At 59.4% G+C, this 17,838-nt stretch carries 15 protein-coding genes and 1 pseudogene; 12 read left to right on the top strand and 4 right to left on the bottom strand.

Features of this window, described 5'->3' with window-relative positions; translation table 11 throughout:
• The first annotated feature begins 130 nt into the window (after nt 1–130).
• The 3 genes and pseudogenes from BLU85_RS28690 to BLU85_RS31515 form a co-directional block, all read left to right on the top strand.
• Nucleotides 131–427 (top strand): ArsR/SmtB family transcription factor, encoded by a 297-nt coding sequence (locus tag BLU85_RS28690; RefSeq protein ID WP_072405141.1) that lies wholly within the window; start codon nt 131–133, stop codon nt 425–427.
• 55 nt (nt 428–482) lie between these two features.
• A complete protein-coding gene (locus tag BLU85_RS28685; protein WP_092205166.1) occupies nt 483–1,493 on the top strand; it encodes a zinc-dependent alcohol dehydrogenase family protein in 1,011 nt (336 codons plus the stop codon).
• Nucleotides 1,494–1,642, top strand: a pseudogene (locus tag BLU85_RS31515) (transposase domain-containing protein); the annotation flags it as partial.
• 14 nt (nt 1,643–1,656) lie between these two features.
• Here BLU85_RS31515 and BLU85_RS28680 read toward each other — a convergent pair.
• The gene (locus tag BLU85_RS28680; RefSeq protein WP_092205167.1) at nt 1,657–3,282 is read right to left on the bottom strand and encodes a methyl-accepting chemotaxis protein; all 1,626 of its coding nucleotides are present in this window, start codon (nt 3,280–3,282) and stop codon (nt 1,657–1,659) included.
• Nucleotides 3,283–3,681: 399 nt separating this feature from the next.
• Nucleotides 3,682–4,455, bottom strand: coding sequence for a GntR family transcriptional regulator (locus tag BLU85_RS28675; RefSeq protein WP_092205168.1), 774 nt, complete (start codon nt 4,453–4,455; stop codon nt 3,682–3,684).
• A 70-nt stretch (nt 4,456–4,525) separates the two neighbouring features.
• On the opposite strand from BLU85_RS28675, the gene BLU85_RS28670 reads away from it, so the two are divergent.
• The 7 genes from BLU85_RS28670 to BLU85_RS28640 all read left to right on the top strand — a co-directional run bounded on the left by BLU85_RS28670 (nt 4,526) and on the right by BLU85_RS28640 (nt 13,452).
• Nucleotides 4,526–5,818 (top strand): M20 family metallopeptidase, encoded by a 1,293-nt coding sequence (locus tag BLU85_RS28670; protein WP_092205169.1) that lies wholly within the window; start codon nt 4,526–4,528, stop codon nt 5,816–5,818.
• A 93-nt stretch (nt 5,819–5,911) separates the two neighbouring features.
• Complete coding sequence (locus BLU85_RS28665) at nt 5,912–7,483, top strand: ABC transporter substrate-binding protein (protein ID WP_092205170.1); 1,572 nt, start codon at nt 5,912–5,914, stop codon at nt 7,481–7,483.
• 15 nt (nt 7,484–7,498) lie between these two features.
• A complete protein-coding gene (locus tag BLU85_RS28660) occupies nt 7,499–8,446 on the top strand; it encodes an ABC transporter permease (protein WP_092205171.1) in 948 nt (315 codons plus the stop codon).
• Nucleotides 8,439–9,272: an ABC transporter permease gene (locus BLU85_RS28655; RefSeq protein ID WP_092205172.1), complete on the top strand. Its 834-nt coding sequence runs from the start codon at nt 8,439–8,441 to the stop codon at nt 9,270–9,272. The genes BLU85_RS28660 and BLU85_RS28655 overlap by 8 nt, the downstream gene beginning before the upstream one ends.
• Nucleotides 9,269–10,903 (top strand): nickel ABC transporter ATP-binding protein NikE, encoded by a 1,635-nt coding sequence (gene nikE, locus BLU85_RS28650; protein ID WP_092205173.1) that lies wholly within the window; start codon nt 9,269–9,271, stop codon nt 10,901–10,903. The genes BLU85_RS28655 and nikE overlap by 4 nt, the downstream gene beginning before the upstream one ends.
• Nucleotides 10,893–12,116: a M20 family metallopeptidase gene (locus BLU85_RS28645; RefSeq protein WP_092205174.1), complete on the top strand. Its 1,224-nt coding sequence runs from the start codon at nt 10,893–10,895 to the stop codon at nt 12,114–12,116. The genes nikE and BLU85_RS28645 overlap by 11 nt, the downstream gene beginning before the upstream one ends.
• 88 nt (nt 12,117–12,204) lie before the next feature.
• Complete coding sequence (locus BLU85_RS28640) at nt 12,205–13,452, top strand: OprD family porin (protein ID WP_092205175.1); 1,248 nt, start codon at nt 12,205–12,207, stop codon at nt 13,450–13,452.
• A gap of 38 nt (nt 13,453–13,490) precedes the next feature.
• Here BLU85_RS28640 and BLU85_RS28635 read toward each other — a convergent pair whose 3' ends face one another.
• Entirely contained in the window at nt 13,491–14,456 is a 966-nt protein-coding gene (locus BLU85_RS28635; RefSeq protein WP_170847665.1) for an AraC family transcriptional regulator, read from the bottom strand.
• 188 nt (nt 14,457–14,644) lie between these two features.
• Here BLU85_RS28635 and BLU85_RS28630 point away from each other — a divergent pair, with 188 nt between their 5' ends.
• Both BLU85_RS28630 and BLU85_RS28625 read left to right on the top strand, forming a co-directional pair.
• On the top strand, nt 14,645–15,829 hold the full coding sequence (locus BLU85_RS28630; RefSeq protein ID WP_092205176.1) for an aldo/keto reductase: 1,185 nt from the start codon (nt 14,645–14,647) through the stop codon (nt 15,827–15,829).
• Between the two features lie 152 nt (nt 15,830–15,981).
• Nucleotides 15,982–16,677, top strand: coding sequence for a hypothetical protein (locus BLU85_RS28625; protein ID WP_170847666.1), 696 nt, complete (start codon nt 15,982–15,984; stop codon nt 16,675–16,677).
• A 132-nt stretch (nt 16,678–16,809) separates the two neighbouring features.
• Here BLU85_RS28625 and BLU85_RS28620 read toward each other — a convergent pair whose 3' ends face one another.
• The gene (locus BLU85_RS28620; protein ID WP_092205177.1) at nt 16,810–17,718 is read right to left on the bottom strand and encodes a LysR family transcriptional regulator; all 909 of its coding nucleotides are present in this window, start codon (nt 17,716–17,718) and stop codon (nt 16,810–16,812) included.
• Nucleotides 17,719–17,838: the final 120 nt, after the last annotated feature.

Genomic DNA, 17,838 nt, shown 5'->3' with positions numbered 1-17,838 from the left:
CAAGCAGTCATTCAATGCGTCCACAAAAAGCAGGGTCGATTCAGCTGGATGCGTTTTTGATTTCAATCCTTTGCGCTGGGTAATAGATTACTTATTGAACATTTCGTAAAAAAGCGTAACATCGCCGCCCATGATACTCGAACAGCTCAAAGCCCTGGGCAATGACACTCGCATGCAAATGATGGAGTGGCTCAAAGACCCACTCAGTAATTTCCCCCCTCAGGATCATGGCGATCCCGCGATAGGCGTGTGCGTCACCCATTTGCAGCACAAGGCCGGGCTTTCACCTTCTACCGCGTCTGCACATCTAGCTATCTTGCAACGTGCAGGCTTCGTGCTGACCACCCGCATCGGAAAGTGGACCTACTACCGGCGCAATGAGCAGGCGATTGATGACTTTGCGGCCAGGCTGATCATCGAATTGTAATTTTTAAACTTTCATTTCGTTATTTCGCGTAATGAGAAAACATGAGGAAAACTCTATGAGCAGCAAAACTATCTTCGTTGAACCCGGTGGCGGCTATGAAAAGGTTGTGGTTGGCAGCAGCGAAGTCCGAGCCGCAGCGCGTGGCGAAATCACCGTACGCCTTCATGCCAACTCGCTCAACTACCACGACTTCGCGGTGGTCAGCGGTATGTGGGGCCCTAGCGAAAAACGCATCCCCATGGCCGATGGTGCAGGTGAAGTCATTGCTGTCGGCCCAGATGTCACTGAATTCAAGGTGGGTGACTCGGTCGTCAGCACCTTCTTCCCGGAATGGATCAACGGTGCACCGCTGGTTGAAGGCTTTGTCAGCGTGCCAGGTGATGGCATTGACGGCTACGCTCGTGAGCAAGTGACGGCCAACGCCACATCGTTCACCCTCGCGCCTATTGGCTACAGCCATGCTGAAGCGTCGACGCTTACCACCGCCGGCCTTACTGCTTGGCGCGCCCTGATGGCCGATGACTCACTCAAGCCGGGCGACACTGTGCTCGTCCAAGGCACGGGTGGCGTTTCAATTTTCGCCCTGCAGTTCGCTAAAATGGCCGGTGCCACCGTCATTGCGACCTCTTCAAGCGACGAAAAACTTGAACGTCTGAAAGCGCTAGGCGCTGATCATGTGATCAATTACCGCAAAGACCTCAACTGGGGCGAAACTGCACGCGCGCTCACGGGTGGCCGTGGTGTTGACCACATCATCGAAGTCGGCGGCCCTGCGACCCTTGAGCAATCGATGAATGCAGTTCGGGTTGCTGGTCACATCTCCGTCATCGGCATATTGAGTGGCGTAAGCGGTGCAATGAATTTTGTACCGGCACTGATCAAGCAAGTGCGTCTGCAGGGTGTATTGGTGGGTAGCCGCAGCCAGCAGCAGGACATGATCCGAGCCATCAATGCTAATGGCATGCGCCCGATTATCGATCGTCATTTCCCTTTGAGCGAGATTGTCGAAGCGTTCAAGTATCAGGAAACCAACCAGCATTTCGGCAAAATTTGCCTGGATATCTAAGCACGCATGCATGGGCACGATCCGTATGCCTATCTCAAAGATGTGCTGCCACGGCTGCCCACGCAGCGGACGAGAGAGATTGGCCCCATGCCGCCTGTCACAATTGGCAGCAAGGGGTCGTTTTCAGCCGGCCGCCACAGGCGGTATAGCCCTTCGCCTACCCTCAGACCTTGAAGCGCGCCACTAGATGATTGAGTTCAATCGCCAGGTTAGCCATCTCACTGCAGGCGCTGGCGGTCTGGCTGGCGCCTGCCGAGCTCTGGATTGACAGTTCGCGGATGCTGGTCAGGTTCTGGTCAGCCTCACGGGCCACCTGGGCTTGCTCTTCGGAGGCGGTGGCGATCAGCAGGTTGCGTTCGTTGATCTGGGCTATGGTCTCGGCGATCTGCTTGAGCGAGAGGTCGGCATTCTGCGCCACCGAGATTGAACTGCTGGCCATCTGGGCGCTGACGTTCATGGCGCTCACCGCGTGGGTCGAGTCGGTCTGGATCGCGCTGATCATCTGTTCGATTTCCTGCGTCGACTGCTGGGTGCGATGGGCCAATGCCCGCACCTCATCGGCCACCACCGCGAAGCCACGGCCCTGCTCCCCGGCCCGAGCGGCTTCAATGGCCGCGTTCAGCGCCAGCAGGTTGGTCTGCTCGGCAATGGCTCGAATCACCTCGACCACCTTGCTGATGTCCTGTGCCCTGCCTGACAAGGCCTTGACCTGTTCACCTGTGGTGGCCACGTTGTTGGCCAGACCTTCGATGGCTTTGAGGGTTTGCGCCACGTTCTCGATACCCGAGCGGGTGAACTCCATTGATTCGCGGGAAGATTGGGCGGCGGCCTCGGCATTGCGTGCCACCTCGTCCACAGCGGCGCTCATTTCGGTCACCGCGGTGGCAGCCTGATTGACCTCGTCGTTCTGCCGCACCAAACCGCGGCTGGCGTCTTCGGTCACCGCGGTCATTTCTTCAGAGGCCGACGCCAGTTGGGTGGAGGAATCAGCGATGCGCGCGATGGTTTCCCGCAGGTTGCCCTGCATCTTCGCCAGAGCGGCCAGCAGGCGGCCGGCTTCATCGCCGCCACTGATCGAGACCTCCCGGGAAAGGTCACTGCCGGCAATGCGCTCAGCCACAGCCAAGGCATCGCCGATGGGCGACGTGATGCTTCGGGTCAGCACCGCAGCCAGCGCTACGGTGAGTACCACGGTTACCACCAGCAGGCCAATTACCAGCGTCACGCCATTGCTGTAGGTGGAGGCGGCGTCCAGGCCCGCACGCTTGGCGCCCTCCTCGTTAAAGTTCGAGAGCTTGTCCATCTTGTCCTGCAGGGCGTTGGTCATAGGGCTGATGCGGGTATTGATCAGGGTGATGGCTGCGGCATTGTCACCACTGCGCAGCATCGGCTCCAGCTCATCCAACAGTTTGAAATACTGCTGCACATCGTTGGACACGGCCAGGTACAGTTCACGCTCAGTCGGACCCGTGATTAAGGGTTCGTAATGGCTGATGGCGTCCTGCAGCGTGCTGCGGTAGCCGCTCAACGCAGCAATGCGGGGCTGGCGCTGTTGTTCGTCGGTGATCACGGTGATGCGGATGCTTTCAAGACGCAGGCGCAAAATGCCTGCCTGCATCTTGCTGGTCTCGCGGGTGCTCGCCATCCAGTTGGTTTCAACATCCTGCTCCGAATCTCGAAGCTTCCCCATTTGCAATAGGGCGACGATGCCTAGAGCAAAAACCACCAGGACAATGAGCGAGAAGAACGTGGCAAACCTGGGAGCGAGGTTCATAGTCCTGATGTTCATTTTTTTATTCTCTTAAAAAGGTCGATACGGTGCTGCTGTCATTCTTGGATATCGACCAGAACGCTTGGAAATAAAAGCCATCCGACAAATGGGCTAGCGCAGCCTCTGGCAAACGCCAGCGTGCGCGCAGCACATCTTGTGTGGTCACACGGACGTCGCACGGGGCGGACGTCATTGCGAAGGGAATCAGGCACTGTCGCTTCAGTAGCGTTCGCCGACGAGCCACTCGCTCTGGTGCCAGAACACAGCCGCCCGCAATGGGTCGAGGGCATAGGCAAATAGCTTAAAGACACGACCTTGGCTTCCAGGTGTTGCGAGCGATCTCGCTCAAGACCTGCAGTGGTCAACCACGAGACAATCGGTCGAACCAGATCCCCCAGTTCACCCATTGATCACGACTTAACGGATTTCATTGACGTACATGAAGTGCTCGGTACTGACACGCTGATGGGTCATCATGACCGGTGTCGCAGCCTGGTCGAACGACACGGCGTCGATAATCATCACCGCGTGTGGCGAGGGCAATTCCAGCAAGCGGCAATCCTCATCATTGGCCAGCCCCGCGGTCAGTTGCTCGCGCACTGCAGCCACCCTTAGCCCGTACTGTTCAAGCAGATAACGGTAGAGCAATTCTGGCAACTCATCGGGGCCGGGAAAGTTTGGCACTTTGCTGGCGACGACGGTAAACCGTTCGTGCATCGCTGCCACACCGTCAATGCTGCGCAAGCGGTGCAAGCGATAGACGGGGCTGCCCTCATCGATCAACAGCTTTTGCGCATCCAGCGCGGTGGCCTCGCCCATTTGGTAATCGAGCAAGGCAGTGCGCGACTTCAGCAGTGCGCCTTCCTTGTTGTGCAGACGGAAATACTGGAAGAAGTAGCGCAGGTTATGCAGAGGCGCCCAGCCCGTCACTACCGTACCGGTCTTGCGCCGACGCATCAGCATTCCCTCCGACACCAATTCTGCCAGCGCACGCCGCACCGTCCCAACCGATACGCCAAAGTCACTGGCCAAGGCATTCTCGCTGGGTATGACCGTGCCGCTGGGCCACTCCCCGAGAAGGATCGCTTCCGAGATATGTCGCTTTACCACCTCATAGAGTGGCGCACTGTCGTGCTCGCTCAGGCGCGAAAAAGAACTGGCAGGCGCAGACGGCGCGTTGCTATCGGTCATATTTTTTCCTTGACGGGCTCTATCGAGATACTTAACTATAAACTATATAGAAATACAACGAGACTCAAAAATGCCCTCCCATGCAGCTCTGACGCAGGCACTCGAGTCGATCGAGGCGGATCATGATTCGCTGATCGATGATCTGCAACGAATGATCGCAGTCGACACCTGTTTTCCACCCGGCGCGGGCTACGGCGCGTTTGCCGACCTCATGGAAACGCTTGTCGCGCCGCTGGGCCTGCAGACCCACCGTGTCACCGTGCCAGAAGCGTTGTGGCAGACCCGCAGCGGTGAAGCCCATGGCGAGCGCATCAACCTGATCGCACGCCAGGCCGGCGAACAGGAAGTGTGCAGCCTGTACTTTCACGTCGACACCGTACCGCCAGGCGATGGCTGGACCCAGCCGCCGCTGCAACTGACCGAAGTCGACGGCAAGCTGATCGGGCGCGGCACCGCCGACATGAAAGGCAGCGTGGCCGCCACCCTCGCCGCCCTGCGCGCCGCCCAACGCTTCGACCTGCCGCTGCGCTTCTGCCCGTCCCTGTTGCTGTGCACCGATGAAGAAGGCGGTCTGTATCCCGGCATTCGTTATCTGGCCGAACAGCAACTTGTTGAAGGGCACATCCTCAGCTTTAACGGAGGTGCCGCGCCGCGTATCTGGGCTGGATGCTTCGGCAGCATTGACTTGAAGATTACCGTGAAGGGGCGCTCATCCCATTCCGGTGAACCGGTGGATGCAATCAACGCTATCGAACAGAGCCTGCCGCTGCTCGATGCCCTGTACGGCCTGAAACAACAGGTGCAAAAGCGCGCCTGGCCGATGCCGGCGCCGCCCCACTACAACGGCGCGCCGCTGATTTCACGCATGACCCTCGCCGCCGCCCACGGAGGCAGCAAAGGCTCTACCGTCCCGGCGCAGTTCGAGATATTGATCAATCGTCGCTACGCACCGCAAGAACCGTTCGAGTCGGTGATGGCCGAGTTGCAACAATGCATCGACACCGCCATGGCCGGTACCCAAGCATTGTCCGTGGAGCACGAAGTGATCGGCCATCTGGCGCCGGTCGCCGACCCGACAGGGCCGCACTGGCCACGTTGGCAGGCGGCGCTGGGAGTTGGCTTCGGTTTTACCGCAGAACAATTCCAGTGCTACGGCTCCTCCAGCAGTTCGGACATGGGCTGGGTCCAGCAAGCCGGGATTCAGGAAATCCTGCTGGGCGGGCTGATACGCCCGGAAAGCCGAATACATGCCGCCGACGAATACACCACGCGCAGCGACCTGGTCGCCCTGGCGCAATCGATCCTTGCCTACCTGGCCGAAGATTTCACCCCGCAAACCATCACCGCCGCACAGTCTGGCTGAGCGATGATCCCCCGAAGACTGGCGCCAAGACTGGTCATCGGCTTTTTTACGTAGCTGCCCCACGCTTCTCTCATTGTCATGTGGAGTATTGCCATGAACACCGTCTTCAGGCTGAACCGCCGTCGCTTCCTGACCACTTCCGCCATTGTCACCGGCACCGCCATGCTGCCGTTTTCCTCGACCTTGTGGGCCGCTGCGACTGCGCAAAAAGGTGGGACCTTGCGCATCAGCGTCGACCAGGCGGTCGGCATGCTCAACCCGCTGCTGGCCAGGGTCAACCCCGAGTATCTGCTCAGTGAATTGCTCTACAACGGCCTCACCCGCCTGAGCCAGGACATGCAGGCCGAACCCGACCTGGCGCAGTCCTGGAGCCACAACGCTGACCTCACCGAATGGACCTTCACCCTGCGCGGCAACCTGCGCTTCCACGATGGCAGCGCCTGCACCGCCAAGGACGTCGCCGCCAGCCTGCAAGCCGTGCTCGACCCTAAAACCGCCTCCCCTGGCCTGCGCAACATCGGCCCGATCAAGCGCGTCGAGGCGCTGGACGACCTGCACGTCAAGCTGACCACCTCCGCCCCCTATGCCGACTTGCCGGTAAGCCTTGCCTACCCGGACGCCAAGATCGTGCCGGCCGCGATCCTGCAAAGCGACATGGCGCGACTGTCTCGCGAAGCCGTGGGTACCGGGCCGTTCAAGCTGGTGTCGTTCGAGCCGGAACGTATGGTGGTGGTTACCCGCAACGAACACTTCTACGACCCGCAACGCCCGCACCTGGACCGCGTCGAAATCCGCGTCTACCCCGACCCGGCCTCGGAAGGCTCGGCGTTGATGTCCGGCGATATCGACCTGATGCTCTCGGCCCAGGCAACCGAATTCAGCCGACTCAACGAGGCCAACGGTGTCAAAGGCCTGCGCGTGGCGTCCGGGCAGTTCCTGAACATCAACATGGCTTGCGACCAGCCGCCTTTTAATGACGTGCGCGTGCGCCAGGCGTTGTCGCTGTGCGTCGACCGTTCGGCCCTGGTCGACTTTGTCGCCGAAGGCTTTGGCACGCCGGGCAACGACACGCCGCTGAATGCCGCCTACCGCTATCACACGGACATCGCGCTGCGCCAAGCCAACCTGACCCAGGCGAAAAAACTGCTGGCCGACGCGGGTTACCCCAACGGACTGGACATTACCCTGGTGGCCTCGGACAAACCCTCCACGCGTACCCAACTGGGGATTGCCGTACGCGAAATGGCCAAGCCTGCCGGTTTCAACATCACCGTCGCGACCATGGCCAACAGCACCTACCTGGAGCAGGTATGGAAAAAGGGCAACTTCTACGTCGGGTTCTACAACATGCAGCCTTCGGCCGATGCGGTTTTCTCGCTGCTGTACACCTCGGATGCGGCCTGGAACGAAACCCGCTGGAACAACACCGATTTCGACGCTGCCGTGGCCGCCGCCCGTGGCACCGACGACCCGGTCAAGCGCACCGCCTTGTACGCCACCGCGCAACAGTTGATGCACGAACAAGTGCCGTCACTGATCCCCACCTTCTTCGACGTGCTGGCCGCCCAGCGCACTTACGTCCAGGGCTATCAACTGCATCCACGCGGCGCAGTCTTCCGTCTGGACCAGGCCTGGCTTGACGACAGTGCTCCAAAGCGCGGATGAACCGAGGATGAACCTGTGACTGCTGCTTACCTGACCAAGCGATTGCTGTTGGTGGTGTACACCTTACTGATCGTTTCACTGTTGGTCTTCGCGATTACCCAACTACTGCCCGCCGATGCGGCGGTTACGCTACTGGGCCAAAGCGCCACGCCCGAAGCCTTGGCCGCCCTGCGCGCCAGGCTCGGCCTGGATCAGCCCGCCTGGCTGCAATTCAGCCATTGGCTGATGGCTGTGCTGCAAGGCGACCTGGGCGTGTCGATGCGCAATGGCCAGCCGGTGCTTGGCTCGTTGATCGATGCCCTCGGCCGTTCGCTGTTGTTGGCGGGTTGTTCATTGCTGTTGATGCTGATGATTGCGATCCCGCTGGGCATCGTCGCCGCCGTGCGCCGTGGGCGTCCGGTGGACCTGATCATCGGTGTGCTGTCGTACATCGGCGTGTCATTGCCGGAGTTTGTGACGGCCACGCTGTTGATCCTGGTGTTCGCCGATGTCTGGCAACTGTTGCCAGCGACCGGTTATGTGCCCCTCGGCGACAACTTCAGCGAGGGCATTCGCCATCTGATCCTGCCGACGCTGACGGTGTCGATGATCATGGTGGCCCATGTGTCGCGCATGGTGCGCTCGGAAATGATCGACGTGCTGGAAACCGACTACATCCGCGCCGCACGCCTCAAGGGCCTGTCGCGGCGCCGGGTGCTGCTGCGCCATGCGTTGCGCAACGGTTTGCTGCCGACCATCACCATTGTCGCCCTGGACGTCGGCTACCTGCTGGGCGGGATTGTGGTGGTCGAAGAGATCTTCAACATCCCCGGCATCGGCCGCGAACTGCTGGTTGCGGTAGCCGCCCGCGACCTGCCGGCGATTCAGGGAGGCGTGTTGATCCTTGCCGCCACCTACTGCCTGGTCAACTTCGTGGCTGACCTGACCTATGCCTATCTCGACCGGCGAATTCAATATGCGTAATGTTTTTTATCGCCTGCTGGCGACTCCCCAGGGTTTTCTCGGCAGCCTGATCCTGCTGCTGGCGGTGGTGTTGGTGTGCGCGGGCCCAGCGCTGGCGCCCTTCGACCCTGAAGCCATTTCGATTCTGGCGCGCTACAAGGCGCCGGACATGGTGCACTGGTTCGGCACGGATCAACTGGGCCGCGACATCTTCAGCCGCCTGCTGATCGGCGCCCGCGCGACGATCTCGCTGTCGGTCATGGCCACCGCCATGGCGATGCTCATCGGTGCGCTGTTGGGCACCGTCAGCGGTTACCTCGGCGGACGCATCGACGAAGCGCTGATGCGCACCCTCGATGCTGTGATGTCGATCCCTACCCTCTTGTTCGCCCTTCTGATCGTCAGCACCCTGGGTCGCAGCGACTTCAACGCCGTATTGGCGATCACCATTGCCTTCATCCCGAGCATGGCGCGCATCGCCCGCAGCGTCGCCCTCGCCGCCCGGCGCCAGGACTACGTGAATGCCGCTATCGCCCGAGGCGAATCGACGGGCTACATCGTGGTGCGCGAAATGCTGCCTAACATCGTCGCGCCGATCATCGTCGAAGCGACCATACGCGTGGCCTTCGCCATCATGCTTTTCGCCACCCTCAGCTTCCTCGGCCTGGGCGCGCAACCGCCGCAGCCGGAATGGGGGCTGATGGTCGCCGAGGCGCGGCGCTATTTCTTCCAGGCACCGTGGATGATGCTCATGCCGGGCCTGGCCATCGCCACTCTGGCGATCGGTTTCAATCTGTTGGGCGATGGCTTGCGCGATGCCCTCAATCCAAAGGGGCAGCGCTCATGAGTACCGTATTGGAAGTGGCGGATTACAGCCTCGACTATCAATTGCCCGGCGGCGCCCTGCACGTCCTGCAAAACATCGACTTCAGCGTAGCGGCCGGCGAAGTGGTCGGGCTGGTGGGCGAGTCCGGTTCGGGCAAGACCACCCTCGGCTGGGCAATCATGCGTTACCTGGCCGGCAACGCGCGGGAAATCGGCGGCAGTATCCGTTTGCAAGGCGAGAACTTGCTACGGATGCCCCAGCGCCAGGTCGAACAACTTCGCGGTGGCCGCCTGGGAATGATTTTCCAGGACCCCAGCGCCTCCCTCAATCCGACGCTGAGCCTGGGCGAGCAGGTGGTGGAAGTCCTCACCCGCCACCGTAACCTGAGCTATCGCGACGCGTGGGCCCTGGGCGAACAACTACTGGCCGACGTCGACCTTAAAGACCCGGCGGCCATGATGAAGCGCTTTCCCCACGAAGCCTCGGGGGGAGAAAAACAGCGTGTGCTGATTGCGACCGCCTTTGCCTGTCGCCCGCAATGCTTGATTTTCGATGAGCCGACCACCGCCCTCGATGTCATCAGCTCCGCGCAAATCCTGCAGCTGTTTCGTCGCCTGCGGGAAGAAACCGGGGTTGCCTCGTTGTATATCTCCCACGACCTGGCGCTGGTGTCGCAAGTCGCTGACCGAGTGTGCGTACTCAACCAGGGGCGCATCGTCGAACAAGCCCGTGGCGGTCGCATTTTCAGCGCGCCGACGGATGCCTATACACAACGCCTGGTGGCGGCGGTGCCAGTCGCCGACAAGCGCTTGCTGGACGAACCGACGGCCAGCGGCGAGCCCCTGTTGCGCGTCAGCGGCCTCAACGTGCGCTATGGTCGCCCCGCCCTGCTCGACAGCCTGTTGCGGCGCAAATCGGTGCCGTCCATGGGTGCTCGCGATATGAACCTGAGCATGGTGCGCGGTGAAATCCTCGGCATCGTTGGCGAGTCCGGCTCCGGCAAATCGACCCTGGCCAAAGCCCTCACCGGCTTGACCCTGTTCACCGGAGCGGTGCATTTCGATGGGGCGCCGATCCATGGCCCGGCGCAAATGAACCGCGACTACCGGCGCAAGGTGCAGATCATCTTCCAGCACCCGGATGCATCGTTGAACCCACGGCAGACCATCGGCCAGATCCTCTCGCGGCCGTTGCGTCTGTACGGCCTGAGCGAGGGTGAAAATGAAGCCCAGGCGATTGCCCGCCTGCTGCGCGAAGTGCGCCTGCCCGAAGACTTTGTCAGCCGCTATCCCCACGAGCTGTCCGGTGGGCAAAAGCAGCGCGTGGCGATCGCCCGTGCCTTTGCCGCCCGACCGGAACTGGTGATCTGCGATGAAATCACCGCCGCCCTCGACGTCTCGGTGCAGGCCACGGTGATCGAGTTGCTCCTGGAGCTGCGACGCCAGCACGGCACCGCCTACCTGTTCATCACCCATGACCTCAACCTGATTCGCCAGATCGCCCACCGCATCGGTGTGATGTACCGCGGCGACCTGCTGGAGATTCTGCCGGCGGTGGGCATGGCCGCCCAGGCCACTCATCCCTATACCCGCGCCCTGCTCGATGCAGTGCCGCAGCCTTTGAACGAATTGGATTCCCTTCATGACGCCTGACACGCTGCTAGACCGAATTGACGAGACGTACTGCCTGGATTTTCTCGCGCGCATGGTGCAGCACAAAAGCTACAGCGCCACCCCTGAAGAACGACAATTGGCCGAATACATGGCCGGCCAGATGCAGGAACTGGGCCTGCACACCGAGCTGATGCCCGTGCCCGGCGAGCGTCTGAATGCCATCGGCACGCTCAAGGGCAAGGGTGGCGGTCACAGCCTGTTGTTCAACGGTCACCTTGACACCAACCCGGTGACCGAAGGGTGGACCGTGGATCCGTGGGAGGGAAAGATTGATGACGAGTTCATCTATGGGATAGGCGTGTCGAACATGAAGGCCGGCGATGCCGCCTATTTCTGTGCGCTGAAAACCCTGATCGACGCCGGCATCAAGCTCAAGGGCGACGTGATCCTGACCTACGTGGTGGGTGAGTTACAGGGCGGAATCGGCACCATCGCCGCCATTGAACAGGGGGTGAAGGCTGACTACTTCATCAACTCCGAACCCACCGACCTGCAGGCCGTGACTCTGCACGTAGGCTCGCTGATGTTCGTCATCGAACTGACCGGCGACACCCGTCACCTGTCCAAGCGCGAAGAAGCGGTCGACGTGATCACCGCCGCCGTGCAACTGATACCACAGATCAACGGCATCACCTTCAGCGGGGCACGCTCGCCGGAACATGCCCAGGTCAATCGCGGGCATATCGGTGTGATCCGTGGCGCCCTTGGCCGAGACCTCGAAGAGTGGCGCCCACCGCAAGTCGCAGACTTCCTGCGCCTGCGCGGCTCAGCCCGCTACACCCCGGGGCAAACCGTGGAATCGGTGCTGGCGGATCTGCAACGCCTGCTCGATCAGCTCTGCGAGCAGTTTCCCGGCCTGCAGGCAACGTTGATCAATGACAGTGACAATCAGCCGCTGATGCCACCGTTCGAGGTGTCCCACGACTCGCTGATCGTCAAGGCTGTGAACGCTGCCTACCAGCAGGTGCGGGGCGAGCCCCAGCCGACCGGCATCATTACCCCGCCCGCCTATTTTGGCACCGACGCCGCTCACTTCTACCAGCGCCTTGGCATGCAAGGCGTCGTCTGTGGCCCTGGGGGCAAATTCAACACCATGCCCGATGAGCGCGTGCACAAGCGCGACTACCTGGACATGGTGCGCATCTACATCCTGGCCATCCTCAGCATTTGCGAGGTGTCCGAAACGCTCTGATTCATAAGCAAGAAGCAGGGATGCCAATAACAAAAACAACACTTCTTCGACTTCGCCATCTGCTGATTATTTGATAGGGCTTACAACCATGAGATCGGCTTTTGTATTCGGCAGTGCAACGCTGTGCGCGGCTATTTCCGGCGCGGCGTTTGGGGATGACATTCAGGACAATCCGTTCTTCAAGGACAGCACCACCTCGATCGTCGCGCGAAACTTCTACTTCAACCGCGACTTTCGCAATGCGCCATCCACAGCGCAAAGCTATCGCGAAGAGTGGGCGCAGGGCTTCATCGGCACATTTACCTCAGGGTTCACCCCTGGAACGGTTGGCTTCGGTATCGATGCAATTGGCCTTTACGGCATGAAACTCGATAGCAGTTCTGACCGTATCGGCAGCGGCTTGCTGCCGAGCAGCGGTAACCATGTCGCGGGCGTGGATCATGCGGCGGACAACTACTCGCGGGCTGCGGGGGCAGTCAAGATGAAGATCTCCAAGACGGTGCTCAAATACGGCGGGCAAACGCTCAATCTGCCGGTTTTCTCAACCGGCGACAGTCGTTTGCTGCCGGAAACCACGGAAGGCTTCTACCTGAGCAGCAAGGAAATCGACAACCTGCGCGTGGACGTGGCGCATCTCACCTCCCTGAGTGCCTATAACCAGAGTGCCCACAACGCCGGCGCCATGACGAAGGCGGATGTGGTGGGCGCCACTTACAACTTCACCCCCAACCTCACTGGCGCGCTCTATGCCTCTGATGTCCAAGACCTGTGGAAGAAGAAATACGCGGGTCTGAGCTGGGTCAAACCGATCGATACCAAACAGACATTCTCCACCGATTTTCGCTTCTATAACCAGAAGAGCGTCGGCGCGGAAAACGGTGGTGTAATCGACAGTAACTCGTTCAGCCTCAAGGGTGCCTATGCCTATGGTTCCCATAAGGTGACCCTGGCTTACCAGGCGATAACCGGTAAGAACGGCTATGTGTTCTATACCGATGGGGGCAACACCGATTACCTGGCCAACTACGTGCAATACGCCGAGTTCACGCGTGAAGATGAGCGTTCGTGGCAAGCACGCTACGACTTCAACTTTGCCGCGTTCGGCCTGCCCGGACTTGACGTTTTTGCCCGCTACATCAAGGGCGACAACATCAGCCTGGCCAACGGTGCCTCCAACCAAAACGAATGGGAGCGCGATCTGGAAGCGGCCTACGTGATACAGAGCGGACCGTTGAAAAACCTGTCATTCCGCCTGCGCCAGGCGACCTATCGCAACTCGTTCAGTGGCGACGTCGACGACGTCAGGTTCATCACTCAGTACCCGATCAACCTGTAAGACGAAGGGCCCGGAGGGCTGTCATCTCCGGGCCCCTTTCATTTTTCCCGTGCGCGCTTGATGTCTCTCGAGGGAGGCGCTCCGAAGCGTCGGGCATATTCGCGGCTGAATTGGGCGACGCTTTCATAGCCGACTCGCAACGCGGCGGTGTTCACGTCTATCCGCTCGGTCAACATAAGGCTACGCGCGGCTTGCAGCCGTAGCGATTTTTGATACTGAATGGGGCTCGTGCCTGTCAGCTTGCGAAAGCGGTGATGCAGCGTGGAGCTGGCCATGCCGGATCGTTCCGCGAGGTCGGCCACCTGCAACGGTTTATCGTAGTGATATTTCAGCCATTCAACGGCTCTCACGATGCCGCTATCCCGGTAACCATCGCGAGTGACGCTGCGCAACAACTGCCCCGCTTCACTGAGCAGCAGCCTGCCGTATATCTCCCGCTTGATAAGGCCCGACATCAAGCCTGCTTCAAGCGGCCGTTCGATCAGCGTGGCGAGTCGAGCGAACGCATCGAGCATCTCGCTCGTCGCCATCCCGGATACGAAGCCCCGCGCCTGAGTAGCCATTTCCTGCTTTGGCGGCTCGAGGGTCAGGATCACCTCATTGAGCATGGAAAAATCAAGCTTCAACACAACGGATAAATAGGGGGTTTGCTCGTTAGCCGCGGTCACGCGAGCCAGTGTGGGGATATCGACCGATGTGACGAAAAAAGCCCCTTGCCCGAACTCACAGGCTTGCTCGCCGAACGAGATCTCCTTCGCGCCCTGCAGGATAATGGCCACGCAAGGTTCATAAATGCAGTACGTGGGCGTACCTAGCTCGGCCACTCGATAAAAGCTCAACCCTGGAATCGACGTCGTGCAAACCTCGTTCAAGCCAATTTGCAGGGTGACTTTTTCGATAAGCCGCTTGAGCGCCTGGGAGCGTTCGGTGGGTTGCGCGGGATCGCGCAAGGTCAGGGAATGCACACGGCTGAAACCGAACTGCGAGAAAGAACCGCTCGTCATCACATGCCCCCCAATTTACGGAATGTTCGAGTCTGCTGAGAGTGCATGACCAGCACAAGAGCATCGGCAGGATTGTGCAAAAGATATGGCGAATTAGGGTCACTCGGCCAACCCTCGTTGTTCTAACTTCTAGTACGTGAACCGGCTTCGATGATCCGGTGAAACCTTGGTGGCGAAAGGAAAGTTGGATGGACAGACGAGATTTTCTTACCTATTCGGCAGTGGGTACCGTTGCAGCCGCCTTGCTGCCAGCATCTGGTATCGCAAGTTCGCTGGCGCCTGCCCCGATGCCCTCTTCGCTGACGGAGCCCGGAAGCGTGATGCGTACCGAAGGACGGATCGTGCGCGCGAACCTGCCCGTCAATTCACCTTCGCATACCATGAGATACCTGACGCCTCAACGCTTTGGTATGGGCGGGACGCAGATCGGCAATATCTTTGCGCCGATCAGCGACGAGCAGGCGGGCTCGGTTCTGCAGGCTGCTTGGGAAGCAGGTGTAAGGCTTTACGACACCTCGCCGTTCTACGGGTTTGGCTTGAGTGAATATCGCCTGGGTCGCTTCCTGCGCGGCAAAAATCCAGACGACTATGTGGTGTCCACCAAGGTCGGGCGCGTATTGACGGCCGCTGGTGGCCAGCGCGCGGACCATGCTATCTGGAAGTCGCCGGCGCCCTTCAACTACCGATATGACTACACCGCGGCAGGCGCGCGTCGTTCCGTGGAAGACAGCCTGCAGCGGCTGGGGCTGCCGCGTATCGATATCGTCTTTATCCATGACATCTCGCCAGATAACACCGAACTGGAAGGCGGTTGGGAAGCGGCGTATCGAATTGCACGCTCAGGGGCGATGGTCGAGCTTGAAAAGATGCGCGATGAAGGTCTCATCAAGGCATGGGGCTTCGGAGTCAATACGCCGAATGCCGTGGTTCAGGCAGTAGCCGGTTATGACCCGACTCCCGACATCGTGTTGCTTGCCTGCCAGTATTCCCTCCTTGACCACGGCGAGGCGTTGCGCAACACCTTTCCGGCGTTGAGCAGGAAAGGCACCAGCGCTGTGGTTGGAACACCACTGAACGATGGATTTCTGGGAGGGCGCAGCCGCTACAACTTCAGCTCGGATCTGCCTGCAGGAGCGGTGGAAAAGCGCGCGCGAATCATGGCGGTTACCAGAAAACATGGCATCGACATTCATACTGCCGCCCTGCAGTTCGCGGCAGCACATCCGCAAGTGTCCGCGATCATTGCGGGTGCCCGCTCGCCGGGACAGGTAGTTTCCAATGTGCAAGCGATGAAGGTCGATATCCCAGCAGCCTTTTGGGAGGAGCTGAAGAGCCAGGGCTTGATCGATGCTCAAGCACCGGTTCCTTCCTGACCAGGGTCTACACCCGTGCTACCTGCTGATGTGACGCTATTGTTGTCCCGGCAATCATTTACACCCATAAAGTTGAGAATTAAAGGACCTTATTCTCCAGTAAACAAACTGTGCACGCGTTCAAACAAGAACGCCAGCCTAAGGTCGTAATAATGAACATACGAACGTCACTCCTGATTTTCGGCGGCCTACTTGCATTCTCCAGCAGTGGTCACTTACTCGCGGACACACTTGCGTTTAGCGTTCCATTGCCTGAGCCATTCCCACAGCTAAAGGTTCTGACGGTCCTTATAGGTATACACCTGCTCGGTATGTGCTTCGGTCTCGGTGGGGCGACGATGCTGGACCTCTGGATTGTGCGCTGGATGCGCAGGGGCAGCCTCCCCGTTGAAATCGGACGCACTTTTCACTTCATCAGCGACGCGGTCACGCTTGGCCTATGCCTCCTGTGGCTCTCAGGCCTTGGTTTCCTGGCCCTTTACGCGATGGAATCGCCGGAAAAGTTTGAAAATCCTAAACTTTGGGCGAAAGTCATTGTGGTGAGCGTCTTGACCCTCAATGGAATCATCATTCACGCGTTTGTGTTGCCAGAAGTACTACGCGACATGAGTCGGCCGCTGCTCTTTGGTGTGTCCCGCAAAAAAGCGGCCTTGTTCCTCGCATCCGGTGCAGTTTCGGGTGTGTCTTGGTACACGGCTTTTGCCTTCGGCATTTTTCGTGAGTTGAATAATAGTGTCACACTCTCTCTATTGGTCATTATGTGGCTTACATTGATAGTAGCCGCCTCTCTTGCAGCCGCTCTACTTTATACCTGCCTGAAGCCGTTGTTAGAAGTTAGAACCCAGTAGAAGGCAGATAGCGATTTAAGTGAACTTTAATTCGTCAGTTCGATGATGCCATGCCGTCAGAAACCATGAATGTCTATCGACTCATCGCAGCCTTAGGCAAGAACGTCAGGGGTCACGTTTTGTCGTCTTGTCTTATAGCGTCGGCAAAGGGGTGCTGCCGTTCAAGGCTGGAATCTTTGAAAACACGTCAGCCATGAAATCCATGAACACGATAGCCCGCGTGGGGAGCAGTCTATTGGCGACATAAACCATCTGCACGGGGACAGGGGGAACCGCGTGGTTGGTGAGAATGAACTGTAATTTCCCGCTGTTCAGCCCGCCCTCAAACAGCCACGCAGGTCCATGCGCCACACCCAGGCCTGCCGCGACCGCCGCACTCACAGCGTCGGGCGAGTTGACCCTGAGCCTGCCGGTAATCGGAATGTCCGTGTCCCGGAATCGCCAGGTCGCCCCGGACGACAGCAAGGTGTAGATGATGCAATCGTGGTCGCGTAGATCATCCGGGACCTGCGGCACTCCGCGTTTAGCCAAGTAGTCCTTGCTGGCGACGAAGACCCGGTCGTACCAACCAAGACGCCGGGCGCGCAAGGTGCTGTCCTCCAGCTGTCCTATGCGAATGGCGAGTTCGGTGCCTTCATTGACCAGGTCTACGTATCGATCGTTGAGTTGGAGATCCAGGTTCAATTGAGGGTAGCGCTCCAGAAAGGCCGGCACATGGGGCAGCACAAACGCGTGTGCGAGAGCTGTCGGACAGGCTACGCGCAAGAGTCCCGATGGCTCGACGTTGTTCCTGAAGGACGATTCGGATTCATCCACCGCATCCAGGATGAGCCGGATGTCCGCATAGTAGCGTTCGCCTTCCGGCGTCAAGGATAGCTTGCGCGTAGATCGGTGGAGCAAACGCGTCTGCAAATGATCCTCCAGAGCCGCTACATAGCGGCTTACATTGGGTTGCCCCAGCCCTAGATCGCGCCCTGCCGCCGAAAAGCTCCCCGTTTCTACAGCGCGCGCGAAGCATGTCATCAAAAGAAATCGGTCCACTTCTCCACCTCAATTCATGCCTGATCTGCATGAATCATATACGAATAGGCAGTCTTATCCGATACGGGGCATGAGCGCATATTTCTCCATGTCGACCGCAGTGGTCATTCACCGGAGAAT

Origin of the sequence: Pseudomonas sp. NFACC14, assembly GCF_900106885.1 — a bacterium.
Classification (GTDB): domain Bacteria; phylum Pseudomonadota; class Gammaproteobacteria; order Pseudomonadales; family Pseudomonadaceae; genus Aquipseudomonas; species Aquipseudomonas fluorescens_AA.
This window is presented reverse-complemented; position numbering and strand designations above follow the sequence as displayed.